24 protein-coding genes are annotated in these 25,308 nt (G+C 58.2%); 11 read left to right on the plus strand and 13 right to left on the minus strand.

The window, feature by feature from the left end:
- The first annotated feature begins 145 nt into the window (after positions 1–145).
- The 3 genes from OHL22_RS21910 to OHL22_RS21920 are packed head-to-tail and all read left to right on the plus strand — an operon-like array spanning position 146 to position 2,551.
- The gene (locus OHL22_RS21910) at positions 146–805 is read left to right on the plus strand and encodes a Sec-independent protein translocase subunit TatA/TatB (RefSeq protein ID WP_263341898.1); all 660 of its coding nucleotides are present in this window, start codon (positions 146–148) and stop codon (positions 803–805) included.
- Positions 798–1,607: a twin-arginine translocase subunit TatC gene (tatC, locus tag OHL22_RS21915; protein ID WP_263341899.1), complete on the plus strand. Its 810-nt coding sequence runs from the start codon at positions 798–800 to the stop codon at positions 1,605–1,607. Before OHL22_RS21910 ends, tatC begins: the two co-directional genes overlap by 8 nt.
- Complete coding sequence (locus tag OHL22_RS21920; RefSeq protein WP_263341901.1) at positions 1,604–2,551, plus strand: M28 family peptidase; 948 nt, start codon at positions 1,604–1,606, stop codon at positions 2,549–2,551. Before tatC ends, OHL22_RS21920 begins: the two co-directional genes overlap by 4 nt.
- On the opposite strand, the gene OHL22_RS21925 is transcribed toward OHL22_RS21920, so the two are convergent.
- On the minus strand, positions 2,548–3,498 hold the full coding sequence (locus OHL22_RS21925; protein ID WP_263341903.1) for a diguanylate cyclase domain-containing protein: 951 nt from the start codon (positions 3,496–3,498) through the stop codon (positions 2,548–2,550). The genes OHL22_RS21920 and OHL22_RS21925 overlap by 4 nt on opposite strands.
- A gap of 107 nt (positions 3,499–3,605) precedes the next feature.
- Between OHL22_RS21925 and OHL22_RS21930 the strand changes: the two genes are divergently transcribed.
- Positions 3,606–4,523 (plus strand): TerC family protein, encoded by a 918-nt coding sequence (locus OHL22_RS21930; protein ID WP_263341906.1) that lies wholly within the window; start codon positions 3,606–3,608, stop codon positions 4,521–4,523.
- An 18-nt stretch (positions 4,524–4,541) separates the two neighbouring features.
- On the opposite strand, the gene nadB is transcribed toward OHL22_RS21930, so the two are convergent.
- Complete coding sequence (gene nadB, locus OHL22_RS21935; RefSeq protein WP_263341908.1) at positions 4,542–6,176, minus strand: L-aspartate oxidase; 1,635 nt, start codon at positions 6,174–6,176, stop codon at positions 4,542–4,544.
- Between the two features lie 87 nt (positions 6,177–6,263).
- Here nadB and OHL22_RS21940 point away from each other — a divergent pair, with 87 nt between their 5' ends.
- The 4 genes from OHL22_RS21940 to OHL22_RS21955 all read left to right on the plus strand — a co-directional run bounded on the left by OHL22_RS21940 (position 6,264) and on the right by OHL22_RS21955 (position 9,897).
- Complete coding sequence (locus tag OHL22_RS21940) at positions 6,264–6,812, plus strand: hypothetical protein (protein ID WP_263341910.1); 549 nt, start codon at positions 6,264–6,266, stop codon at positions 6,810–6,812.
- A gap of 547 nt (positions 6,813–7,359) precedes the next feature.
- The gene (gene aroB / locus OHL22_RS21945; protein ID WP_263341912.1) at positions 7,360–8,505 is read left to right on the plus strand and encodes a 3-dehydroquinate synthase; all 1,146 of its coding nucleotides are present in this window, start codon (positions 7,360–7,362) and stop codon (positions 8,503–8,505) included.
- Complete coding sequence (locus OHL22_RS21950) at positions 8,498–9,115, plus strand: hypothetical protein (protein ID WP_263341914.1); 618 nt, start codon at positions 8,498–8,500, stop codon at positions 9,113–9,115. Before aroB ends, OHL22_RS21950 begins: the two co-directional genes overlap by 8 nt.
- Positions 9,112–9,897 (plus strand): ubiquinone/menaquinone biosynthesis methyltransferase, encoded by a 786-nt coding sequence (locus OHL22_RS21955; RefSeq protein WP_263341917.1) that lies wholly within the window; start codon positions 9,112–9,114, stop codon positions 9,895–9,897. Before OHL22_RS21950 ends, OHL22_RS21955 begins: the two co-directional genes overlap by 4 nt.
- A 15-nt stretch (positions 9,898–9,912) precedes the next feature.
- On the opposite strand, the gene OHL22_RS21960 is transcribed toward OHL22_RS21955, so the two are convergent.
- Entirely contained in the window at positions 9,913–10,827 is a 915-nt protein-coding gene (locus tag OHL22_RS21960) for a cation diffusion facilitator family transporter (RefSeq protein ID WP_263341918.1), read from the minus strand.
- Between the two features lie 1,204 nt (positions 10,828–12,031).
- Between OHL22_RS21960 and OHL22_RS21965 the strand changes: the two genes are divergently transcribed.
- Together OHL22_RS21965 and OHL22_RS21970 are read left to right on the plus strand one after the other, a co-directional pair.
- Complete coding sequence (locus OHL22_RS21965; protein ID WP_263341920.1) at positions 12,032–12,469, plus strand: OsmC family protein; 438 nt, start codon at positions 12,032–12,034, stop codon at positions 12,467–12,469.
- Positions 12,470–12,595: 126 nt separating this feature from the next.
- Positions 12,596–13,369 (plus strand): PASTA domain-containing protein, encoded by a 774-nt coding sequence (locus OHL22_RS21970; protein WP_263341922.1) that lies wholly within the window; start codon positions 12,596–12,598, stop codon positions 13,367–13,369.
- A 118-nt stretch (positions 13,370–13,487) separates the two neighbouring features.
- Here the strand turns inward: OHL22_RS21970 and OHL22_RS21975 are convergent, their stop codons facing one another.
- The 10 genes from OHL22_RS21975 to OHL22_RS22020 form a co-directional block, all read right to left on the minus strand.
- Positions 13,488–14,978: a transcription antitermination factor NusB gene (locus OHL22_RS21975; RefSeq protein ID WP_263341924.1), complete on the minus strand. Its 1,491-nt coding sequence runs from the start codon at positions 14,976–14,978 to the stop codon at positions 13,488–13,490.
- On the minus strand, positions 14,978–15,925 hold the full coding sequence (fmt, locus tag OHL22_RS21980; protein ID WP_263341958.1) for a methionyl-tRNA formyltransferase: 948 nt from the start codon (positions 15,923–15,925) through the stop codon (positions 14,978–14,980). Before fmt ends, OHL22_RS21975 begins: the two co-directional genes overlap by 1 nt.
- Before the next feature lie 22 nt (positions 15,926–15,947).
- On the minus strand, positions 15,948–16,457 hold the full coding sequence (gene def / locus OHL22_RS21985) for a peptide deformylase (protein ID WP_263341926.1): 510 nt from the start codon (positions 16,455–16,457) through the stop codon (positions 15,948–15,950).
- A 48-nt stretch (positions 16,458–16,505) separates the two neighbouring features.
- Positions 16,506–17,684, minus strand: a complete 1,179-nt coding sequence (aroC, locus tag OHL22_RS21990) for a chorismate synthase (RefSeq protein WP_263341928.1) — start codon at positions 17,682–17,684, stop codon at positions 16,506–16,508.
- A 102-nt stretch (positions 17,685–17,786) separates the two neighbouring features.
- Complete coding sequence (locus OHL22_RS21995; protein WP_263341931.1) at positions 17,787–18,221, minus strand: hypothetical protein; 435 nt, start codon at positions 18,219–18,221, stop codon at positions 17,787–17,789.
- Positions 18,222–18,243: 22 nt separating this feature from the next.
- Entirely contained in the window at positions 18,244–18,624 is a 381-nt protein-coding gene (locus tag OHL22_RS22000) for an EVE domain-containing protein (RefSeq protein ID WP_263341934.1), read from the minus strand.
- A 43-nt stretch (positions 18,625–18,667) separates the two neighbouring features.
- A complete protein-coding gene (locus OHL22_RS22005) occupies positions 18,668–18,967 on the minus strand; it encodes a helix-turn-helix domain-containing transcriptional regulator (RefSeq protein WP_263341936.1) in 300 nt (99 codons plus the stop codon).
- A complete protein-coding gene (locus OHL22_RS22010) occupies positions 18,964–19,308 on the minus strand; it encodes a type II toxin-antitoxin system RelE/ParE family toxin (protein WP_263341938.1) in 345 nt (114 codons plus the stop codon). Before OHL22_RS22010 ends, OHL22_RS22005 begins: the two co-directional genes overlap by 4 nt.
- 341 nt (positions 19,309–19,649) lie before the next feature.
- On the minus strand, positions 19,650–20,651 hold the full coding sequence (locus OHL22_RS22015; protein WP_263341939.1) for a 3'-5' exoribonuclease YhaM family protein: 1,002 nt from the start codon (positions 20,649–20,651) through the stop codon (positions 19,650–19,652).
- A gap of 253 nt (positions 20,652–20,904) precedes the next feature.
- Positions 20,905–22,734 (minus strand): peptidylprolyl isomerase, encoded by a 1,830-nt coding sequence (locus tag OHL22_RS22020; RefSeq protein ID WP_263341940.1) that lies wholly within the window; start codon positions 22,732–22,734, stop codon positions 20,905–20,907.
- A 408-nt stretch (positions 22,735–23,142) separates the two neighbouring features.
- Between OHL22_RS22020 and OHL22_RS22025 the strand changes: the two genes are divergently transcribed.
- Complete coding sequence (locus OHL22_RS22025) at positions 23,143–24,753, plus strand: S41 family peptidase (protein WP_263341942.1); 1,611 nt, start codon at positions 23,143–23,145, stop codon at positions 24,751–24,753.
- The last annotated feature ends 555 nt before the right edge of the window (positions 24,754–25,308 follow it).

The raw sequence follows: 25,308 nt of genomic DNA on the forward strand, positions 1-25,308 counted from the left end.
TATCGTTAAAACCTTACTGTTACCTCATATAGCCTGAGTCTGAGCCATGCGCATGCGAGGGCTCACCCCGTTTGGTCCCCTTCACCGCCGACAGGTATCATTAGCCAAAGCCGGAATTTAGCCCGCATCAGGGCGTTAGGGATCGATGGCAGCTTTGGTACCTCCTCTTCACATTCAGACCGCGAGCATCGGCATCCCCGACACGCTGTTCCTCATGCTGCTCGCCCTCGTCGTCTTCGGACCGCGCCGCCTACCGGAGATTGGCCGACAGATCGGCAAACTCATGTATGAGTTCCGCAAGGTCTCCAACGATTTCAAATACCAGATGGAAGAAGAGTTGCGCGCCGCCGAAGAAGCCGACCGCCAGAAGAAGCTGGCCGCCGAGGCCGCAGCCAGAGCCGCCGCACCGCCTGCTCCAGAGCCGGCACCTGTTGAGCCCGCGAAGCCGGAAGCTACGCAAGAACCCGAACCAACCGCCTACGGATACGCTTCCACCGCTGCCCCGGATACCGCGGAGGCTACACCATCCGTCGAAGGCGAAGTCCGTGGCGAGCCGCGCCGCTTCCCACCCGACCAGGTCCGCATTCAACCGCCCAGCACCGGCGAAACAGTCGCAGCCAACCGTCCTTTCCGGTCTACTTCAGCAGAAGCGCCAGCCGAAACCGCCGCCGAACCGGAAAATGCAACGGTAGCCGAAAGCACGGAAGCCACGGCCTCAGAAGTCTCAGCAATTACAGAATCCTCAGAAACACCCGCCAAAACCGGCGAATCATCAGGAATGGAGCAGCCAGCACACCATGCCTGATCTATCCAACGTGCCCGACGCGATCGATCGCGCCAAGGCAGCCATCAGCGACCGCGCCGAACTCCCAGGTATGAGCCTCTTCGAACACCTCGACGAGCTCCGCCGCCGCCTCATTCACTCCATCATCTATCTCGCCGCCGGATACGTCGTCGCCGTCTTCTTCGCGCCCCAGCTTTACAAAATTGTTCAGGCCCCACTCGACGCCATCCACGTCCAGCTTAATTTCACCCATCCAGCTGACCTCGTTAACCTGCGCTACATTCAGATTCCCATCGTCGCCGGAGCCATCCTCGCCGCGCCCTTCATCCTCTTCCAGGTTTGGCTCTTCATCTCACCTGGCCTCTATCAGCGCGAAAAACGTTTCGTCGTGCCCTTCATGGCCTCGGCCATTATCCTTTTCTTCACCGGCACCTACCTCGGCTATCACTTCGTCTTTCCCGGCATGATGAAGTTCCTCATCAGCGACCTTAGCAAGCAGCTCGGCGTTCATCCCATCATCAGCATCGAGGAATACACCAGCTTCTTCATGTCGCTCATCCTCGGGATGGGCGCTGTCTTTGAGATGCCGGTCGTCATCTTCTTCCTGGCTATGTTCGGCATCGTCAGTCCGAAGTTTCTGTGGAAGAACTTCCGCTACGCTATCCTCGTCATCTTCATCATCGTCGAGATCATCACGCCCTCGCCCGACATCACCACGCAATTCGCCTTCGCCGTTCCCATGCTGCTGCTCTACATCATCAGTATCGGCGTAGCATGGTGGGTGCACCCTGACCGCAAACGTGTAAAGGAGCAGGCAGCATGAGACCGCAGCGCGCATTGTCGGCAGCACTCTTCTTAGGACTTGTCCTGCCCGCCTCCGCGCCCATCTCCGCTCTTGCCCAGCACTTCAATGGCGACCGCGCCTTCGACATCACGAAACAATTCGTCGCTATCGGCCCACGCTGGGCAGGCAGCCCCGGTCATGCCAAGGCCGAATCCTTCCTACGCAACGAATTCAAGCACGACCATCTCGAAGAAGACACCTTCACTGCCAACACCCCCATCGGCCCCGTGCCGATGCACAACTTCATCGTCAAGTTTCCCGGTAAAAAGGATGGTGTCATTGTCCTCTGCACTCACTACGAAACCAACTACCCGCTCAAAGACACCAGTTTCTTAGGCGCCAATGACGGCGGCGCAACGACGGGCCTGCTCATCGAGATCGCCAACGAGTTGCGCCCGCAAATGACCGGCGGCAAGCTCGACGGCTACAGTGTCTGGCTGCTCTTTGACGACGGCGAAGAAGCCATCGCCAACCCGCCCTACAGCGCCAACCAGTGGAGCGACTCCACAGCCATGTGGGGCACCCGCCATCTAGCCGCCAAATGGAGCCAGGACGGCACGCTGCAGCGCATCAAAGCCTTCCTGCTCGCCGACATGATCGGCGACAAAGACCTCGATGTCTTGAAGGAATCCCAATCCACACCATGGCTAACCGCTCTGGTAGCCGAAGCTGCCCGTAACACCGGCCACGCAAAATATTTCTTCGCGTCCGAAGGCGCGGAAGAAGACGACCATCTGCCTTTCCTCAAGCGTGGCGTACCATCCATCGACATCATCGACGTCAACTACGGACCGCACAACGCCCAAACCCCCGACGGCTGGCACCACACCCCGCAGGACACCATGGACAAAATCAGCGCCAAGAGCCTCACCATCTCCGGTGACGTCTTCCTCGAATCAATCAAACTCATCGATCGCCGCTAGACTTTGCCTGCGGCTCCATTCACAAACCGGCACCGGCTTCCCTCGTTGCCGCGCGCCTGGTGCATCGCTCCATCCGCCAGTCGCATCAGCGTAGCCGAATCGTTTGCATCCTGCGGATACACGCTGATACCCACACTGCAAGCTGTCTGTATCGCGTCTGCCTCTGCCATGTACGGCTTCTCGAACTCGTCGATAAGCTTGGTTGCAACAGCCTCCACATCGCTCAGCGAACGAACTCCCGGCACAAGCACCACAAACTCATCCGCGCCGAGCCTGCAAACCGTATCGGACTCGCGCATCACCGCGCCAATGCGAAACGCCGCCTCACGCACCAGCGCATCGCCGGCGGCAGCTCCAACTTCGCTGCGCACGCGCGTCAGATCATCCAGCCCAATGAAGATCACGGCAAGCTGTTCATTGTTGCGGTCGGCAAACTTCGTCGCCTGCTCCAGCCTGTCCACAAGTAGTATTCGATTCGGCAGCCCGGTCAGCGGATCATGCTGAGTTGAGTGCGAAATCCGCTCCGCCAACTCCATCACACGGCTCGTATCGTGCAGCACCAGAACACAGCCGCTGCCTGTTCCGTCGTCGGCTGAATACCGTGAAGCCAATACTTCAACAGAAATTCGCCGTCCATCCTCACCGAGCAACGTAAGCTGTTTCAGCCCGGCTGCGACTGTCTCGCCGTTGGTTCCTGCTCGCATCGCCTCTTCTGCAATAGTTTTCAGAGAGACACTCGCGTCGGCAGCCATCTGGAACACCGCATCCACTAGCTTTCCAGAGGCATCAGAACTCAGCTGCCCGCACAAAGCCTCAGCCGCCGGATTCAACGCCTGAACCCGCGCCTCTGAATCTGCCGTCACCACTGCATCGCGTATCAACTGCAGCGTCACGCACAGCAGATTGGGGGAATCCTGCATCATCGCGATACGGCTATCGTAACGCATTTTAGTCCCTATCTCTCAAAGGAACAATACGTTTATCCATCGGCAGGCTGTCTACTCCGTCTCCAACCCATATCCAGCAGCCGGACAGCATGCTCTAGCATCAAGACATGCACGTTGCGACGGCGATCCAAGCTCTCAATCCAGCCCTATGGAACCGTCAGATCGCCGGCGCCCCACTCCTGTGGTGGATCGGCTTCCACATCGCCGTCCTCGCTCTCGTCACCGCCGACGCACTGCTGCCGCATAGCCGCACCGATAAGCCCCGACCCAAGCTCGCATGGCTCTGGAGCTTGTTTGTAGCCTGTGCCGCTGGCGGATTCGCCTTCTGGCTCAACTTCGAAAAAGGCCATCAGGCAGCACTCGAATTCGCTTCCGGCTACACCATCGAGACATCGCTCAGCATCGATAATCTCTTCGTCTTTCTCATCCTCTTTCGCGGATTCCGCATCAGCCACCGCGAGCAGCACCGCGCCCTGCTCTGGGGCGTCTTCGGAGCCATCCTCCTCCGCGCTGTCTTCATTGTCCTCGGTGTCTCGCTGCTCGACCGCTTCGAATGGGTTTCCTACATCTTTGGAACCATCCTGCTCTATGCGGCCTGGCGACTACTACGCGGCCAGTCAGCCTCCGACGCGCTCCCCGGCTGGGTCATCCAGCTCCAGAAACACCAGCGCAGCCTGCTCTTCGTCATCCTGGCCGTCGAAGCCACTGACCTGCTCTTCGCCGTAGACTCCATCCCCGCCGTGCTCGCCGTCTCGCGCGACCCCTTCGTCGTCTACACGTCCAACATCGCGGCCATCCTCGGCCTGCGCTCGCTCTACTTCGCGCTCTCCAGCCTCTTGGATCACTTCCACTACCTGCACTACGGCCTCGGAGCGCTGCTCGCCTTCGTCGCAGCCAAAATGTTCCTGGCGCACTGGATCGAAATCCCTACCGTCTGGTCGCTCGCCATCATGGCCGTGATTCTCGGCATTTGTGCGCTCTTCTCGATTCTGCATGCGCCAAGACATATTACAAAACGCGGATGAGCAAGTTGCTTGCCGTTTTCAGATAGGTTCAAATCGAACTATGCCATCTGAATCCACAATAGAATGATTGGGAAATTGAATATCGTTCCGCTTTGGATAGTCTTTGCGAAAGTGCGCTCCCCTGCTCTCCTTGCGCTCCAACGCTGACTCGATAATCATCCAAGCAATGTGCAACAAAGCTCCTGCCTCAACCAATGCCCGGCTCGACTGCGCTTTTCTGACTAATGCTTCGTAGCGTTCGAGCATTGGCCAAAAGCGATCGAAACCAGCTCGCAAACCAGACTCATCTCGCAACAAGCCTGCATGCTGCCACATCATCGTCCGCAACTCGGTGATAATTGGCACAATCTCCTCGTCAACCTGTTTGGAACCGCTTCGCTTCGACTCTCTTTCGAACCGCACAAGCGACAATCTATCCCCAAGCATCGCCTCCGCCGCCCGAACCCCAAACACCAGCCCCTCCAGCAGCGAATTCGAAGCCAGCCGGTTCGCCCCATGCACACCCGTGCAAGCTGCCTCACCCGCCGCATACAGCCCCGGCAAACTCGTGCGTCCATCCAGATCCGTGCGAATCCCGCCCATCAGGTAATGCGCCGCCGGCCGCACCGGAATCAAATCCGCCGCCAGATCCAACCCATGCCGCGCAAGAAACCCACTGATCCCCGGAAACCGCTCATGAATCGCGACCCCATGCACCTTGCCATCCAGATGCCGCATGTCCAGATACACCGGCCGCGCATTTCCCGCAGCATCCGACGCAAGTGGATACAGGCCCTCACGCGCAATCGCCCGCGCCACCACATCCCGCGGAGCCAGCTCCAGTCCGGCATGATAGCGCTCCATAAAACGCTCTCCCCGATCGTTGCGCAAATAAGCGCCCTCACCCCGCAGCGCCTCCGAAAGCAGAAACCGCGCCACCCCCGGCAGCGACAGCGCCGTCGGATGAAACTGATAAAACTCCATATCCGCCAGCTCAGCCCCAGCCAGCGCCGCCAACGCAATCCCATCCCCCGTAGTCACCGCCGGATTCGTCGTATCCGAATACACCTGGCCCGCACCACCAGAAGCAATCAGCACAGCCCGCGCCATCACGCGCCGTTGTGCATTTGCATCGCCGCGCGCACTCGTCACGTCAACGCCACACACACAACCATCCACGACAATCAGCCGAGTCGCCATCGTCCACTCAGCAAACCTGATCCGCGAATTGCCCAACGCCAGCGCCGCCAGCGAACGGCTGATCTCCGCCCCGGTAGCATCTCCATTGGCATGCAATATACGTGGCCTCGAATGCGCAGCCTCGCGCGTCCGAAGTAGCCTTCCACCCTCAGCCGCAGGCTCGCGATCAAACCGCGCACCCCACTCAATCAGCTCAGCAACACGCTCCGGCCCTTCGGCCACCAGCACCTGCGCCGCATCACGATTCACCAGCCCATCGCCCGCCGCAATCGTGTCCTCTAGATGCAGAGCAATCTCCCCGCGATCCTGCTCCGCTACCGCAATCCCGCCCTGCGCATAGTGCGTGTTCGATTCACCAACCGCCTCTTTCGTCACCACCAGCACATCGCCGTGCTCAGCCAGCGCAACAGCAGCACGCAATCCAGCAACACCAGCGCCAATCACCAGATAATCGACTAATTCCAATTGCGGCATAACCTCTGAGACTACCAAAGTACGTCAGCACAGCCACTGCTCATACAATCGGATGCACACGAACCCAATATGTTTCGAAGACTCGCAATGCGCTTGGCCGATAAAATTCACATCCTGTGGAAGCGGCTGCTGTCGTACCGCAAAGTTCAGTGGAGTCTGGCAGACTATCCGATCCGGCTCAAGAAGCAGAGTCCTGAGCAGCCTTACGTGGGCCAGCGTTTCAAAACTCCGCCCTATCATGCACAAATCCTGAACTGGCATGTCTCTGGCAGCGGCGAAACAAAAGAGGAAGCGATCCGCGACCTCGATCAGAGCTTCTCTGAACGCAAAACAAAGCTAGTGAATGAGGGTAAACCCGTGCCCCGTCCCGGTACGAAAGTCCCCATCGAGTTCGCCTCACAAGAGAAGACAAATGCCTTTCCATCCTTGACCGATGATTTTATCCACCGCGTCTTGCAACTGGAATGGGCCTGGATCTCCGATGAATCGAGTATGTGGGACTTTCACACCGCAGACAACAATGATGAGTTCGTCGCGCGTATTAAGGAAATCTATGATGTAGACGTATCGGACATCGAATCGGCCAAACTTTGGCAAATTTTCGAACGCATCGAATCGAAGCGCAATGCCTTTTGAATTACGACGATGGCTTCCAACTCAGGAAATTTCCAAATCAAAGCTCATCATCTGTTCAATCTTTGCCCAAACTCTTCGCCCAAACTCTGCCCAGCAACCCACGCGGTTCAACGCTCGCAAAATGAAGCACGTCAGCAACTCTTGACGGCATCGAAGGTTGTATCACCGGAAAATCGCAGTTCTCAACGCCGATTCGCTTCTGTATCTCCGGATCGCGTCCGCGATAACGATGGCAATTGAATTCCTGGGCATCGAGAACAGCGATTGCTTGCTCTATTTCTTGCGTATTACCGGGCTGCTCCTTCCAGTAACAAACCGGGGATGGATCGTTAGTCCATCCCACCAAGTCCGGAGCCGCAACCTGAGGCACGCCGCAAGTAACGCAACAATCACTCAGCACGTAGAAATCTTCCGAGTACGCTTGAGACGAAGCCGCGAGAGCTTCAGAGTTTTCCATCTCTACACCCCGCTCCAAGTTTATGAAGACTCGTCTGCATCAAGCCACGCCAAAATCCCGCATCGTGACCACTGCGTTACGATGAAGAAGATGCAGATAGTCAAAGTCCAGACTCCATCCGCGCAGTACCAGATCTTCGCCGGCACCGGTCTTATCGACACTCTAGAAGCGCGCATGACGCGCATCCTAGCCGCCCTCGGACGCAAACTCCCCAAGCGCCTCTTCATCCTCACCTCTCCCGAAATATGGGACCTCTGGTCCAAACGCATCCTCAGCTCCTTCACCAACACGCCGACCATCCTCCTGCTCCCCGCAGGCGAGCGCCACAAAAACCTCCGCTCTGTCGAAAAGCTCCTGCGTGAGATGGCCAAAGCAGGCGGCGACCGCAGCTCCATCCTCATCGCCTTCGGCGGAGGCATCGTCGGCGACGTAGGCGGCTTCGTCGCCTCCAGCTTCATGCGCGGCATCGACTTCTTCCAGGTCCCCTCCACATTCCTCTCGCAGGTCGACTCATCCGTCGGCGGCAAGGTCGGCGTCAATCTCCCCGAAGGCAAAAATCTCGTCGGCGCATTCCACCATCCGCTCGCCGTCTTCGCCGACATGGAACTGCTCAACACTCTCCCCGATCGCGAGCTCCGCGCCGGCCTCTTCGAAAGCGTCAAGGCAGGCATGATCCGCGACCGTGCTCTCCTTCGCTTCATGGAAGAGAACTCCGCCCGCATCCTGGGCCGCGACACCGCATCGCTTGAAAAAGTCATCGCCGCCTCCATCCGCATGAAGGCCGACGTCGTCAGCAAAGACGAGCGCGAAAACGGCCTGCGCATGATCCTCAACCTCGGCCACACCCTCGGCCACGCCATCGAGTCCGTCACCGGCTATCGCAAGCTGCTCCACGGCGAAGCCGTCGGCTGGGGCATCATCGCCGCGCTCCATCTCGGCCGCAAACGACGCACCATCTCCGAAGCCCAGTTCGACCGCCTCATGGGCCTCGTCTATCTCTACGGCCCTCTGCCCGCGCTCAAGCTCAACCCCCAGCGCCTGGTCGACGCCAGCGCAAAGGATAAGAAGCACCGTGGCGACGTCCGCCGCTTCATCCTGCCCGTAGGCATCGGCGACGCCACCGTTGTTGAAGACGTCACCACCGATGAACTGCTCGAAGCCGCCCGTTACATGCTCGCCCTGGCGAAAGCTCTTCCCGAGCAAGTGGAAGTGAAAGTGCTCGCTGCCCATGGATAACGCCAAACGCTTGAGCGACTTATCTGCTTCGACCACTAGCTGGCAATCCAGATTTCGAGATCTTTCAGAAGATAGTTTTGCCTTTTTGCTCGAACGAGGCTTTGAACTCAAAGCTCTCGATAACTTTCATCTCCGATACCAATCGAAGACAGTCGCTTGCGACCTATTTTTTGAGCCCTTTGCGAATGAAATATCACTCTGGCTTTCGATCTGCGATTTTCCAAACGATCAGTTCGAACTGACCGATTATCGCCGGTGGGCTCTCTCGAATGGTCAACCAGATTTTCCGACAATACCGTGCATCCCGGAAAGATCCGCCGATGGGCTCAAGAGACTTCTTGATGAATTCGCTGTAGTTGTCAAAGATCGTTCGGCTCCCCTGCTTGCCGGAAATCGAGCTGTGTATAGCGCGATGGATCAACTACGCACCGAATATCAGAAAATAGAACGAGAAAAGGCAGCTCTCAATCGTATTCGTGTCGTAGGCGCAGCCTTCTGGAAGGATCGCAATCTGCGAGGAGTAGTTGAAACCTACAGCAGTATCGAAGATAAGCTGCTGCCTTCCGAGCAAATGAAGTTGGAATACGCACGAAAGCATTTGGTTAAGTGACAAATTCATCTACAACTCGTACCGTTGCCGCCGGAGCTTCACCCGAAGGCGCTTCCGACGCAAACAGCGCCGCCGCAGCCGTGCGCCAGATGTTCAACTCCATCGCCCCGCGCTACGACCTGCTCAACCACGTCCTCTCAGCCAACATCGACCGCCTCTGGTGGTGGCGCACCGCCCGCCGCTTCCGCGCCATCCTCGCCAATCCCAACGCCGCCGTTCTCGACATCTGCTGCGGCACCGGCGACATGACCATGGCGCTGCTCAAGCGCCGTACGCCCGGCTCACGCCCCGTAATCGCCGCCGACTTTGCCCACCAGATGCTCGCCCGCGGAGCCCGCAAATTTGCCCGTTCGTTCGAGCGCCACGGCAGCGCCATCCCTCTCGAAGCCGACGCCCTGCACCTGCCGTTGCAATCCGGCTCGCTCGACCTCGTCACCACTGCGTTCGGCTTCCGCAACCTCGCCAACTACCGCGAAGGTCTCATCGAATTCCGCCGCGTTCTCCGGCCCGGCGGCCAGCTAGGCATCCTCGACTTCAGCGAACCGGAGGGTCTGCTCGGCAAGCTCTACCATTTCTACTTCCACCGCGTGCTGCCGGCCATCGGCAGGCTTATCTGCGGCAAAGACGGCCCCTACAACTACCTGCCTGCATCCGTGCAGAAGTTTCCGCCACCACCCGCCATGCTCGCCATGATGCGTGAAGCCGGCTTCACCAGCGTCTCCTGGATTCCCTACACCTTCGGCATCGCTGGCCTCTACATCGGCACCCGCAGTCAGGACTGATGCCCGCCTCCCGCTCTACATCTCGCTGTGGCTCGGATTGAACAGCTCTTCCTCCGGCTCCACATGCACCAGCACCCGCGCCACGCGATTCACTTCGGCCAGCACGCAATCCTCCACCTTATGCCCAATCGTGTGCCCCGCCCGCACCGTCAGGCTGCCATTCACCACCACATGCAAATCCACGTAGTATCGAAAGCCCACCTTGCGCACAAAGCATTTTTCGAGGCCAATCACCCCCGGCACCGAAGCCGCCACCTTGCGCACATGCGCCTCGATATCCGGCGGCGGAGCCGTATCCAGAATCTCCTTGAGCGGCGCCTGCAACTGCCGCCATGCGTTGTACAAGATCACCGGCACAGCACACAGCGCAGCCCAGTCATCTGCCGCAGGATTCTTCGTAATCAGCGCCACAGAAATCCCGACAAATGCAAAGACCGACGTGATCGCATCCGAAAGATGATGCCACGCATCACTTTTCACTGCCGTGCTATCGATATCGCTCGCCACGCTCGACACGTAGCGCGCCAGCAATATCTTCAGCGCCACCACAACAACCAGCACATAGAGGGTGTAGGGTAACGGCAACAGATGCGGTGTCTGGATCAGCGAGACCGCCTCCAGCGCGATGAACAGCGCGGCCACACCCATGCCCACGCTGACAATCGCGGCGGCAACCGGCTCAGCCTTTCCATGCCCGTAGGGATGCTCCTTATCCGGTGGCTTCATCGCAAACCGCAATCCAAAGTACACCACCCCGGAACTGAACACATCCGAAAGCGACTCGACCCCATCCGCCACCAGTGCAAACGAATGCCCGATCACCCCCACCAGGCACTTGCAAAGCGCGAGAAAAAAGTTGCTCGCGATGCTAATCAGCGAGGAATGAAGCCCTCGCCGGACCTGCAACTCAATTTCTGCGCCATTATTCATCAAAACGATCCGGCGGGTTCCTCACCCGCTGCAATTCTATTATTGCCATGCTGTTGCCACGATTACGAACCCGCATCGCAGTGAATGCCACGGCAGCCAGGTCTTTCCGCCAGCGAGTTCCCCAGTTGTGGCAACCCCGCAGAAAAGCGCTGAGTCTAAGTCCTCAACGGAAGCGAAATCTTCCAGAAGGAGAGAGTAGTCTATGGCCTTCAAGAGAATCGGTAACGAATCTCAGGAAGCGCAACAAGAAAACTCGAGGATCGAATGTGATAACGGACGGGTGAGGGAAACTCGGGCCGAGCTCGAACGAACTACCTAAATCCGTTTCACGAGCACGATCCGGCCACCGAGCCGGACCTTCGAAAATACGGAAAAGCACAAGGGCGAGCTCGAAAGGACTCGCCCTTGTGCATTGCACGTGCTGTATTTTGCACTCGGCAGCTTCTTATCTCCACATATTTCTCGCTATTAAGCCCTCGCAAATACCGAATCCACCTCTGCGGCTTGCAGTGAAATCATTTCCAAACGCGGTTTATCTGTGGATTATGTGGATAAGTGACGGATTTGCACCGATTTCGGCTTATTTCCACAGAAAAAGGCAAATAAATACTCTACTTACAAAACTGAAATAGGTGTTTAATCAATCTCAACGAAGAGTGATCTTCCAGAAGGAGCAAGTAGACGAAAAGCAGATAGACCGAGGCAGAAGGAACTTAGGAGAAAGAGTTAGACGAGCCGAAAGGCAAGACTAAGTTGAGTAACTTAGGAGAGCACTGCAGACGGGATCAGCGAGCAGGACAAACCGGAAGCTGGCGACAGTGAACGGGACGGAATGCTAGTAAGCTTGCACGACGGATATGGTGTCGAGGCGTACAGGAAACTCAGGCTCTGCTTGGATGTCCGGTGCTAACCTGGCATGATGAAGTTGATCCGGTAACCGAATCGGACCTTCGAAAAAACGGAGCGTGAAGGGGCGAGGAACCGCAAGGTTCTCCGCCCCTTTCAGCGTTTATCGCCTGAAATCTCCACTTACAAGAACAATCATTCGCTCCGCCCTATTCCAACCTATCTGGAACTCTCTAAAATCCTATCTACTGCCGCCATCCACTTAGCCTGATGCGATATGCCTGCCACTCCCGCCTCCTGCGACTTTTTAATCTATTTAGAATCAAATGGAAGGTATTTCAGGCCTTTGGAGGCCATCATGATCGCTCGCAGCGACTGGAGTTCCGCAGAACCCAGCCCCGATATCTACCTTGGAAAAACGGACTCCGGCCACACCATCCGAATGGACGCATCCCCGCAGCATACCGGACCCAGCCCCATGGAAATGGTTCTTACCGCGCTTTGCGGCTGCACCTCCGTCGACGTCGTCCACATCCTGCAGAAAAAACGCCAGCCACTCGAATCGCTCACCGTCTCAGCCGAAGCCGAGAAGCGCAAAGATCCTCCCAACTACTTCACCAAAATCCATCTCACCTATACCGTGCGCGGCCAGAACGGCCAGCCCCTCAGCCGTAAAGCCGTCGAAGACGCCGTGGCCCTCTCCAAGGACAAGTATTGCTCCGTCTCCGCCATGCTCGAAAAATCCGCCGAGATCGACTTCGTCATCGACTACAACGACGTCGAACCGCTCCCATAAAACCCCTGAACACACCATGCCAACAGCCGCGCAGCCCCGTCGGCATACACTGACTCAGTGGTAAAGATTCGCATCCGGCCCGGCAGAATCCGCCTCCGTCCGATCCAGAGTTTTTTCGAGGGTGCCTTGCTGTTCGCGGCGCTCGTCCTCGTCGCGCTCGCGTCAGCCGTTCTGACCATGCAGTTCGCCATTCACGGTGCTGAAGTGCATGTGCCCAATCTGCGCGGCATGACCATCGCCGAGGCCCACAGCCAGACCGCTGGCCTGCGCCTCAATCTCGAAGTCGATAACCACTACTACTCCTCCGAGGTTGCCGCCGGACACATCCTCACCCAGTCCCCCGCCCCCAACTCCGTCGTCCGCCGCGACTGGCACGTCCGCGTCGCCGACAGCCTCGGCCCACAAAAGGTAGAGGTTCCCAACACCGTAGGCCTGCAGGAGAGAGTCGCCGGGCTCAATCTCCGCCATTCCAGTCTCGAAGAAGGCACCCCATCGCAGCTTCCCTGGTCTGCCTCCGATCCAGGCACCGTTCTGGCGCAAGACCCGCAAGCCAAAGCCCAGGGCATCGAAAAACCAAGCGTCAATCTGCTTGTGGCCGCGCCTGATGACGCGCATGCAGACGGCTTCGTCATGCCTGACCTCAGCGGCCTACCCATCCTCACCGCGCAAGCCCTGCTCACCCACGTCGGCATCAAGTTCGACGCCCCCAAATTTCAGGATGTGCCGATTCCGAGCGTCTCCGGCACCGTAGTCCCTCTGCCGGCAAGTCCCACCGCCGCGCCACCAGTTCCGGCTCCAATCCACCCCTCAGCACCGCCAGGCGCCGTCATCGCCCAGTCGCCACCCGCCGGCTTCAAAGTCGATGTAGGCTCGACCGTCTCCCTCACCGTCGCAAAGTAAACGCTATAGCATTTTCCGAATTGATGTAGACCGAAGTCGCGACTGTTGAGTGGATTTTTCCTCAAGAAAAATTCACCTGCAGCGCTTCCGGAAAGTTCACAGTAATTCGGAAAATGCCTTAAACCACCCGCTCCATCAACGCCGCAAAGAACCCATCGGTTTCGAGCTTTCGACCTGTTCCCGCAACGCTCATCCCCGGCAACAGCAGCATCGCCCCCTCCGCCGTCAGCGATTGTACAATCGCCTCGCGTCCTGTCCCGGTTAGCCGCCCAAGCTCACTCATTCGCGATATCGGCTCCGACAGAGACACCTGCCGCCACCCCTCTACCTGACTCAGCACCTCGGCCACCACATCCTGGTTCTCTTCCGGCTCCAGCGAACACGTCGAATACACCACACGCACCCGCTTCCCCGGCTCCGTCACCCTCGCCGCATAGGTCAACACGCTTTTCAGAATCTCGCATTGCTGCTCATGATGCCGCACCAGATCCGCGGCTCCGAGCCGATGACGAATCTCCGGATTCCGCCCCAGCGTTCCCGTCCCACTGCAAGGCACATCCACCAGAATCAGATCGAAACCATCTAAAGGGCCCTCCAGTACACCATCCGTATCAAGCCCCGCCACACTCAGCCCCGCGTCATTCAGCCCTGCTGCATCGCCATGCACCACTGCAATCCACCCGTACACTTCAGGAGCAGCCTCCGCATCCGCCTGCACCCTGCGCCGCAGTGCCTCACATCGCTCAGGATGCAACTCCAGAGCTGTGATCGCAGCCAGCGGCCATCGCTCCGCCAGAATCAGCGTCTTCCCACCCGGCGCGGCACAGCAATCCAGAATCCTCTCAGGCGACTCCACAGCAGCCGCAGCCAGTTCCCCGATCAACTGCGACCCCTCATCCTGAATCCTCACCGCTGCATCGGTAAGTGTCGCTGCGCTCAGAGAGCCTTCAATCACTGTTCGGGCCGCCGTGAGCAAACCTCCAGCCGCAAGCTGAATTCCCTTCTGAGTCAGATCGCCTTCCGTCTCGCGTCCAACCACCCGGACCACGAGATCAGGCTGCTCCTGCCCATGCCCGCAAATCTCCCGCGCAGCCACCATCCCGTAGAATCGCGCCCACCGCTCCACCATCCACGCCGGATGTGCCGTCGCCTCAGCCAACGCCTTTGCATCCAAGTTTCCCGGAAGCCTCCACGCCGACAGCTTCGGCCACGTCGCCGCTTTGCGCAGTACTGCATTTACCATCCGCGCGGCAAAGCTATGCCCCGATGCCTTGCAAATCTCCACGCTCTCGTTGATCGCTGCATGCGTCGGCACCCGCTCCAGAAACAGAAGCTGAAAGGCGCCCATCCGCAGGGCCGTTTGCACTTCAATGTCAAGCCGCACATTGGGCTTCGCCAGCAACGGACGCATCATCCCATCCAGCCGAATCTGCCAGCGCAGCACCCCCAGCACCAGCGCGGTGCAAAGCCCTCGATCCGCCACCGATAGTGCATCCACACGGCTTGACCGTAGCAGATCGTCCGCATGCGCTCCCGAGCGCTCCACTTCGAAAAGAATGCGAAATGCCTCGCGCCGCGCCGGCGAAATAGCCGCCTTGCTCGCGGCCATCACTCGAGCCGCGTTCCCACAGCCGCCGGATTCCCTCGCAGAAAGTCTGCTGCGCTCATTCTGTTACGTCCTTCCGGTTGCACTTCCAGAAATTCCAGCGCACTCCCGCTGGCACAGCCCACCAGCATCCGCTGCCCATCGATACGAACCTCGCCCGGAGTAAACCCCGGAACCACCGCCGCCGTCCCATCGACCTGCATCATTCGATGCACAATCAGCTTCTTCCCCTCCAGCAGCGCAAACGCCCCAGGCCACGGTTGAAATCCGCGCCAGCGGTTAAACAACTCCGAAGCCTTCCGCGCAGCAAAATCCATGCGTCCATCTTCCCGCGTCAGAATCGGCGCCAGCGTCGCCAGCGCATGATTCTGCGCCTCCGGCACAATCGTTCCATCCGCAAGCCCAGCCAGCGTATCCAGCACAAGCGGCGCGCCCTTCTCTGCCAATATCGGAAACATCTCCGCCGCCGTCTGTTCCGGCCCAATAGGAATCACCTGCTGCAGCAGCATCGGCCCGGTATCCAGACCCTCCTCCAGCAGCATCGTGGTGTTGCCCGTCTCCGTCTCGCCGTTGGCTACCGCCCACTGAATCGGCGCAGCCCCACGATACTTCGGCAGCAGCGAACCATGCAGATTGATGCACCCCAGCCGCGGCAGCGCCAGCATCCACGCCGGAATAATGCGTCCGTACGCCACCACCACAATCGCATCCGGCCTGATCTCCTCAAGCCGCTCGCGAAACTCCACATTGTTCTTGATCTTTTCCGGCTGCGTCACAGTCAGCCCGTGTTTCAACGCCGTCTGCTTCACCGGCGGAGCCGTCATCACCTGCTTGCGCCCCACCGGCCGATCCGGCTGGCTCACCACCAGCGCAATCTCATGCCCGGCGGCAATCAGCGCCTCCAGCGTGGGCACAGCAAACTCCGGCGTTCCACAAAAAACCAGCTTCAAAGCCGCCACCGGAGCCTCCGCTCTACCACTCGCCCGCGCGCTGCATCTTGCGTATCTTACGCAGCGCCAGGTCGCGCTTCAGCGCACTGATGCGAAAGATGAACAGCACTCCATCCAGATGATCGATCTCGTGCTGCATGCAGCGCGACAGCAGTTCCTCGCCCTCGGCTTCAAACCACTTGCCGTTCTCATCCTGCGCGCGAATCTTCACCTTCGCCGAACGCACCACCTTCTCGCGAATCTCCGGAAAGCTCAGGCAGCCCTCTTCCTCATACAGCTTGCCCTCGCGATACGTAATCTCCGGATTGATCAGCACCATCTTCTGCTCCGGCTCCTTGCCGCAGCTCAGGTCAATCACCGTCACCCGCTTCGATACGCCCACTTGCGGAGCCGCCAGCCCAATCCCCTGCGCCGCATACATCGTCTCGAACATATCGGCGACAAACTGCCGCAGCTCGTCATTGAACTCCGTCACAGGCTCGCCCGGCTGCTGCAGCACGGGCTCGGGATATTTCACAATCGTCAGAATCATCGCACGTCTAGCTTGGCGCCCTGCCGGGTGCATCGCCCGGCCAATGCGTCAGAAATTCCTTATCTGTTGAATGTACCCATCGTAGTTCCGCTTCAGCTCGTCCAGCGAGTCGCCGCCAAACTTCTCCAGCACCTGCTGCGCAATGATGAACGCCACCATCGCCTCCGCAGCCACGCCCGCCGCAGGCACCACGCAAAGATCGCTCCGCTCATAGCTCGCCGCCGTCGCCTCGCGCGTATCAAACCGTACCGACTCCAGCGGTCTGCGCAACGTCGAGATCGGCTTCAGATACCCGCGCACCACAATGTCCTCGCCATTCGAGATACCGCCCTCGATGCCGCCCGCATTGTTCTGGTGTCGCGTAAACCGCGTCGGCTTCTCTGCAGTCTCCGGCCCATAGTGAATCGCGTCATGCACCTGCGACCCAAACGACTCAGCCGCCGTCACGCCGCGGCCAATCTCCACGCCCTTCACGGCCTGCAGACTCATCACCGCCCAGGCCAGCAGCCCATCCAGCCGCTCATCCCAGTTGGCATACGTGCCCACACCCGGAGGCAGATTGTGCACCACCACCTCAAACACCCCGCCAACCGTGTCGCCCGTGCGCGCAACCTCTTCTACTTCTTCCTTCATACGCGCTTCCGTCTCAGCATCGACACAGCTCAGCAGCACGTCCTGCTTTTCCGTGACGGCAACAATCTCATCCCAAGTAGCCGCACGCTCCAGCTCCACATGGCCCACGCGAATCACGTGACTCGCAACCTCAATGCCCAGCGCCCGCAGCAGCAGCTTGGCAAACGCCCCAGCCGCCACCCGCGAAGTCGATTCGCGCGCAGAAGCCCGCTCCAGCACATACCGCGCATCCTTGAAGTTGTACTTCAGCGCCCCCGGCAGATCGGCATGCCCCGGCCGCGGAGAAGCCACAGCCTGATGCTTCGCCGGATCGCCCGCCTCAACAGGCAGCTTCTCTTCCCAGTTCTTCCAGTCGCGGTTGGGAATCTGAATCGCAATCGGCGACCCAATCGTCTTCCCATGCCGCACACCCGAGAGAATATGGACCTTGTCCGTCTCGATCTTCATGCGGCCGCCGCGCCCATACCCCTGCTGGCGCCGCCAAAGCTCGCGGTTCACAAACTCAAAATCGACAGGAATCCCGGCAGGCAAACCGGAAATGAGCGCAATCAAAGCCTCGCCGTGCGACTCCCCGGCAGTTTCAAAACGAATCATGACCTATTGATTGTAACGAATTTAAGTCCCGTCTTCAGACAGATCGTGGTTCCCTGCGTTTATGTTAAACGCCTCCGGAAACGCATACGCTGTTCCGCCTGTTCAAACAACAACTCCTTCCTCTTTCGAAGATTTCAGGGGGGTCGGTCGAAAAATCTCTATAAAAATAGAAGTGAATATACCTGTTAAGAGAGCCCGCAACAAACGAGTGAAAAGTTGCGCGGAATCGAAGTGATCGCCGGAAAAGCTCTGTCTCCAATCCGCCGTGAGGAGACTAACAGCAAACACAAGTGCCACCCCAATCACCCTCACGACGCCCCTTTGAGCATTCCAAGTACTACTCTTCTGCAATGAGTAGCCCAATAGCAGAATCAGCGAGAGTATCAGTAACGCAACACATTCGCCGATAACCTGAAACGGCAGATCCTGGTGAGCACTGAGTGGGAAGAAATATCCCAAATCTGCAAAACAAAACACCACTATTAAAAATAAGACGGCGTAGCGAAATGGTATGCGTTTATGCCAAAACGAGTTCACAAAGTCTCCTCTTTAGCCTGAACTACGCCACAAACCACTCCCACTGCTCCTCAGTAAGCGGCACCACCGACAATCTCCCAATCAGCACCAGCGGCGACTGCGCAAACAGCGGCTCAGCCTTAATCGACGCCAGCGTCTTCGGCGTCTTCAGCCGCTTGCCCACCTTCACCTTCACCACCGGCACCTTCGGATCGGTCGCATCCACACTCACCACCGTCCCCGTCCCCACCGCCGTCTTCTCATCGCCCGTGTGGTAAAAGATCCACTTCGTCCCCTTCGGCATCTCGCGCAGATGCTTCACCGCCGTAGGATTCGTCACCCCATCCCACACCGTCTCCTTGTCCCGGAGAAAGTCATCAAAGGAATACACATCCGGTTCTGTCTTAAAAAGGAAATAGCTCATATCCTCGCCATCTTACTTCGTCTCAGCAGTCCTCTGTCAGGAATTACGCCGCAGTTACCCGTTCAACCGCAAGACGCAGTCCCATTGCTCTTAGGATAGCGGCCAGACTGCGAAGCTCTGGATTGCCGTCCTCGGAGAGCGTTCGATAAAGCTGAGTCGGGTTCAAGCTCGCCTGCTTGGCAATCACAGGTACACCCCCGAACGCCTTCGCCAACTGGCGCAGCGCAATCAAAAGCTCCCCTTGCTCCCCATCCTCAAGAATGCTGTTCAGCAACTGGACCGCATATTCCGGATCCTCGCGAAAACGCTCAGCCATCGCATCATCATGAGATCGATCGTTCATTTCGCCTCCTTACTCGCATTCCTGCGTTGCCAGTCTCTCCAGTAATCGCAAGCCTTATCGATATCTGCGCTTTGACTTCCCTTGTCGCCACCGCAGAGCAGCAAAATGACCTTTGCGCCAGACATCGCGTAATACACTCGGATTCCAGGCCCAACGTCGATACGCAACTCCCAGATTCCGTCCTGGCAAAACTTATGATCTCCGAAGTTGCCGAACTCGACCCGATTCACCCTCCGGTCAACCGCAATTCGAAGCTTGGTATCACGCAATCTGCAATGCCATTCCTCGAATACGTCCTTCCCTTCGACTGTCAGGTAATGACGAATTTCATACGCATTCATAGTTTCGTTTATAAACGATCTTCCCGCAAGATTTATTTAAGCTTCTACATGCATTACCGTCTTCATCGCGGCTTCCAGCTGGCCCCGCCATGGTACGTATCCGCCCGCAGATCAAACATCCGCCCACACGCGGCGCACCGGAAGCCATGCGCCAAAACATCGTCGGGCCACACCGGTTGAAACACATCGCGTAGCGGGCAGCTTGCTTCTATAAGGACAAAGATTCCTTGATCGACAATCTCGATGAGTTGTCGGACAACATCCTTATATTCCCCAGGAGTGGAGAAATTTATCCGCTCAGAAAACCCCGCGCACTTAGTGCACCCCGCCATCGCACGCCCTCAGCTTTTCGACTCGTCAGCATTGAGCCACGCCCGCGAATTCAACATAGTCCGCTGATCCAGCGCCCAGATCCTATCCGTCATCTCATCCGCCGCCCGTCCCATCCGTTCCGACTTCTGAAACTCCGTCATCAGCGTCTGCATCTTCGCATCCATGTCATCCAGAAAATTCAGCATCAGCGCCTCCGGAATCATCGGCAACTTCGGCGACCCAAACTCCAGCTTCCCGTGATGACTCAGGATCATATGCAGCACCAGCGTCTTCAACCTCGGCGGAAATCCCGGCAGCGCATCCATCGTCTTCTCCACCAGCGAAGCCCCAATCTGAATATGCCCCAGCAGTTGCCCCTCCAGCGTGTACTCAAACCCCGTCGCCCACGCCAGCTCGCGAATCTTTCCAATGTCGTGCAGAATCACGCCCGTCAAAACCAAATCCCGCATCAGGATCGGATAATGCGGCACCACACGATCAGCCAGCCCAATCAAACTCACCACATGCTCCAGCAACCCGCCCAGCCATGCATGATGCAACTGCTTCGCCGCCGGAGCCTCGCGAAACGCCCCACTTACCGCAGGATCGGCCAGCACCGCCTCTACCAGCCGTTTCAGATCCGGCTCGGTAAAGCTCGCCACAGCCTGCTGCAGCTTCACCCATAACTCCGCAACGTCATACGTAGTCGCAGGTAGCAGATCGGCGCGCTCATACTCCACCTCCATCACGCCGCGCAGCATGTCCACCTTTAACTGCAGCGTGCCATCGAACTTCGAGACACACCCTCGAATCTTCACCACATCGCCCTTTTCAAAATCCGGAGCAATCCGGTGATCCGTCACATCCCAAACCCGCGCCTCGATCTGCCCTGAGTTATCCCCAAGCGTCAGGCTCAGATACGGCTTCCCCGCGCGCGTCGTCCGCTGCTGCTTGCTCAGCACCAGAAACACTCCATCAAACGGCTTGTTCTCATCAAGCTTTGCCAGATCGGCTACAAAAACTTCCTTCATATTCGGGCAGCTTACAGCATTCAGCCTCCGCGCTACGACTGCGCCCAGGCTCCGGTTCTTGAAAACCCGGTACAAAACAAAACTGCCGGCATCTCTGCCGGCAGCCTTTACCAAACCGCAAACCGCTGTTTTGAAAGGGCACGAGTTTACTCGTGCCGTAAAAGCTGCCAAAAGAATACGGCTTTAGCCGTTGAGGGAAGTATTTCTACCCTAAGGGACCTTGCCGGCAGCCTTTACCAAATCGCAAACCCCGCTACTGCGGACTCGTACCCTGTGGCGTAGTGCTCTGTGGTGTTGTGCTTTGCGGCGTCGTGCTCTCCGGAGCCGGTGTCGGCTTCGCCGGAGCAGGCGCTCCCGCCACCGGAGCCGCAGGCGTCAACTCAGGCGCTTGTTTCTGCGTTTCGTCCTTCGGACGCTCCTGCATGCGTGTCTTCTGTCCGTTCGAAGTCTGATGCTTCTTCTTCTTTTTCGCAGTATCGCCGTTTAGACCCAGAGGAGCCGACTGCGTCTGCCGATCCGCCACTTCCTGCGAATCCGGCGGCGCTGGCGTAAAGCTGTCCAGTTGCGGACCCTGCGGCTTCTTTTCCTTCGGCAGCTTGGCGCGATCTCTGAAACGTGTCTTCTTTTCCGGCGGAGCCTGATCCAGCGGGTTGGTGATCTCCGCCGTGGTGGCGTCCACCTGATCCTTCGGCAGCGCGCCTGCATCCTCAACCTTCGTCTCCGTCGCATTTGGCAGCGTCTCACGCGGAGCCTGTCCAAAACGAATCTTCTCGCGCTTGCCCGGCTTCTCTGAAACCGGTTTCGCAGCCTTTGATGCCTTTGCAGTACTGTTCACCGCAGGCTTGGCCGGTGTCGTGTCTGCAGACACATCCACAACCGACGCCTTGTTCTTATTGCGGAAACCTCGCTCCGTCTCGCGGAACCGTACGCGCTGCGCCTTATGCTTCTTCTTCGGCGCTGGAGGCGTATACGCGCTGTAAACCGGCTTCGTCTCCTTCGGGCTCGCTCCCGCATCCACATACCCCGGCTTGATGTCGATATACGCTTCCTCGCGCATCTCCGTCAGATACGAGCGGATCGCCGGTTCCATGCGGCTCTCAAACAAAGCCTCTTCCACCTGCGGTTCAACATCCTTGTAGGGTGCTGCTCCACCGGTGTTGTGCTCTACAACCTTGAAGATCACATAACCCTGCCGCGTCCGGATCGGGGCCGTATACTCTCCTGCCTTAAGCCCGAAAGTTGCGTCTTCAAACACCTTGTTCAGCCCGCCGCGCTGCCACTTGCCCAGATCGCCGCCCTCAGCCGCCGTCGGCCCATCGCTCTGCGCACGGGCAATTGTGTCAAAGCTGTCGCCAGCCTTCAGTTTGGCCTCAATATCATCCGCCTTGGCCTTCGCCGCCGCTACCTTCTGCGGGTCGTCCGTTCCCTCCGCGCCGCCAGCCGACACCAGAATCTCCGCCAGGTGAACGCTTTCCGGCTGCTGATACTCTGCCTTGTGCGCCTCGTAATACCGCTGCGCCTCGCCCGGAGTAATCTGCACCTTGTGCCCGATCTCCTCGCGCATCACATCCTGCGTAATGATCTGGTTGCGAATGTTCTGCTTAAAGTCCTCAAACGAAACGCCCTGCTCCTTGGCCGCCTTCTCCAGGTCGTCTATCGTCGCCAGGTTGTACTTCTTGCGAATATCGTCAAGCTGCTTGATCAGCTCGTCGTCACCCGTAATGCCCAGCTCCTTGCCTTTTGAGAGCCAGAGCTGCTGGTCGATCAGGTTACGCAGCAGATCCTTATGCCCGTCGGCGATCTGTTGAAGTGACTCGCCACGCTGCCGCGCCGCGTCGTCCATCTCCTTCTGGGCACGCTCGTAATCGGAGCTCGAAATTACCTGGTCATTAACGCGCGCAATCGCCTGCTCCACAACCTGCCCGCCATACGCGCTTTGCGGAGCAGAATCAGAGGGATGCGCCTGGGCCTGAGCGCCTACCGTCACAAGTCCGGAAACAAGCGCCAGCGCAGCCGCGCGAGTAAACACTCCGGAAGTGACAAACGAAGAAATTGCAGAGAAGCGGGATGGTCTTAGGGTCATAGGAACTCAACAACGGGTCGTCCTCGAATCCGGCATGCCGCACACGGCGGTCTGCTCCCAATCCTCGGCTTGATCCTTAGACGCAATTGTAAACGTCCCGAAAGCACCACGCCCGTTTCGATCTGGACAGAGTCTCCTTGCTCGAACCTCAACCGCTACATTGGTCTGGCCCACCGCCGTTTTCAGCCGGCCAATAACGCGATTGAGTCTTTCCCCGCCGCACCACGTCAAACTCGGTACGATGCTATACTTTCCCACAAGATTGCTCCGTCTGCGCCGGTGGGCAGGATTGGGCCTTTGCTGTGTTTCCGGCCCTGTTTCTGGTCCTTTTTCCGGCCAGGTTCGGGTTCCTCCTCAGAGCAAGACCTTTCCCCATCGCAGCGGCAGCGTCTGGAGGTTTTTCCACTCATGACTCCGCGCGTCCGCCGGGCGATTTTCTCCCTCATTGTTTTCTTCGGCATCTGCGCCGCCGCTGGAACCCTGCTGCAAAGCAGAGTAGGCGCTCAATCCGCCGTGGATGAATCCCAACTCCGCGACAATCTCAAGGCCTTCACCAGCGTCTACGCCCTCGTCGAGCAGAACTACGCCGACCCCATCACCGGCGACAAAGCCGACACCGCCATCTACGACGGCGCCATACCCGGCATGCTGCGCGTTCTCGATCCGCATTCTTCCTTCCACGACCCGAAGGACTACGCCCGCATGCAGGAAGATCAGCGCGGCCACTACTTCGGCATCGGCATGCTGATTCAGCAGCAGAACAACAAAATCTACGTCCGCACTCCCTATGAGGGCACACCCTCTTACCGCGCGGGCCTCAAACCCGGTGACGTCATCGTCTCCATCGACGGCAAGAGCACCGAAAACCTCACCTCCGAAACCGTCGCCAAAATGCTCAAAGGCCCCCGCGGAACCCACGTGACCGTAACCGTCACCCGCGAAGGCCAGAGCAAGCCGCTCACCTTCGACCTCGTCCGCGATGACATCCCGCATCCGTCAGTCGATCTCAAATACGAGATCCGCCCAGGCGTCGGCTACATCCATCTCACCCAGTTCCAGCAGACCAGCGCCAAGGAAGTCGACGACGCCATCAATAGCTTCGGCAACATGAAAGGTCTCGTCTTCGACCTGCGCAGCAACCCCGGCGGCCTGCTCAGCCAGGCAGTCGAAATCTGCGATCATCTGCTCGCCAAGGGCCAGGTCATCGTCTCGCAGCGTGGCCGCGCCTATCCCGATCAGGTCTACACCGCCACTCATGGCAACGGCGGCCATACCTTCCCGATCGTAGTTCTGGTCAACCGCAACACCGCCTCGGCTGCCGAGATCGTCTCCGGCGCTCTGCAGGATCACGACCGCGCACTCATCGTCGGCGAAACCACCTTCGGCAAAGGCCTCGTTCAGACCGTCTATAACCTCTCTGAAAACACCGGCCTCGCCCTCACCACCTATCACTACTACACACCGTCAGGCCGCCTCATTCAGCGCAAGTATCAGGGCGTCTCGCTCTACGACTACTACAACCACGCCAACGCGCTCCCCGCCGACAACACGAATAAGGAAGTAAAGCTCACCGACTCCGGACGCACCGTCTACGGCGGCGGCGGCATCACGCCAGACGAAAAGATCACGCCTCCCAAGTCCAACAACTTCATGGACACCCTGCTCTACAACGACGCCTTCTTCCACTTCACGTCCTACTACCTCAGCAATCACACTGCGGCTAAGGACTTCCAGATCGATGAAGCGGTGATGACCTCGTTCAAGCAATTCCTCACCACCCAGGGCATCCCCTTCACCGATGCGGACATCACCTCCGCCGGCGACTGGCTCAAAGCCAACATCCGCGCCTACATCATCGGCTATCAGGATGGGGAAACCGTGCGCTTGAAGACTCTCGCCGACTGGGACCCCATGATCCAGAAAGCCATCACCTACATGCCCCAGGCCCAGGCCCTCGAAGACACCGCCCATAAGGTGCTGGCAGAAAAAGCCGAAGCTCGCACCGGCATCAACCAGTAACTCAGTCCCATACGAACACCAAAGGCCATCCCTCGTGGATGGCCTTTTTCATTGATGGTGCTGAAAAACGCATGAGATCGCGTGTCTTGAAGGGGCACGGCTTCAGCCCGGAGGGATGTTTTTCGCCGGGTGCCCACCCTATCTTTTCTCATGTTGAAACTACCACAACTCTAGGGGTGCCCCATCCTTTCCGCGTTCTATGCGGAAAGGGTGGGATAGCGGATGCCCGCACCACCACAAGCCAAATTCGTGCGCAGCACGAACTGGAGGGAGCAGGGGCATTCATGCCCCTGAAAAACAAGCCCGCAAGGAAGGGGCTTTAGCCCCGGGACCTCCATTCCGAGATCTGAAAACAGGAAAACATAAACTCCCTGCGTAACGAGCAAAGACCGGAAAAGCATAATTCCAGGGCCACCTATCAACGCTTAATGCATAGAAACCAAAACTAACCAAATGAGAATACCAATCGATGCGCTGATAACGAGACCTAGTGGTCTACCGTTATACCGATTAGACCTTGTGGCCACGATCAATGAAGCGATTTCGCACAAGATT

The organism is Acidicapsa dinghuensis (assembly GCF_025685685.1).
In the GTDB taxonomy this organism is placed as follows: domain Bacteria; phylum Acidobacteriota; class Terriglobia; order Terriglobales; family Acidobacteriaceae; genus Acidicapsa; species Acidicapsa dinghuensis.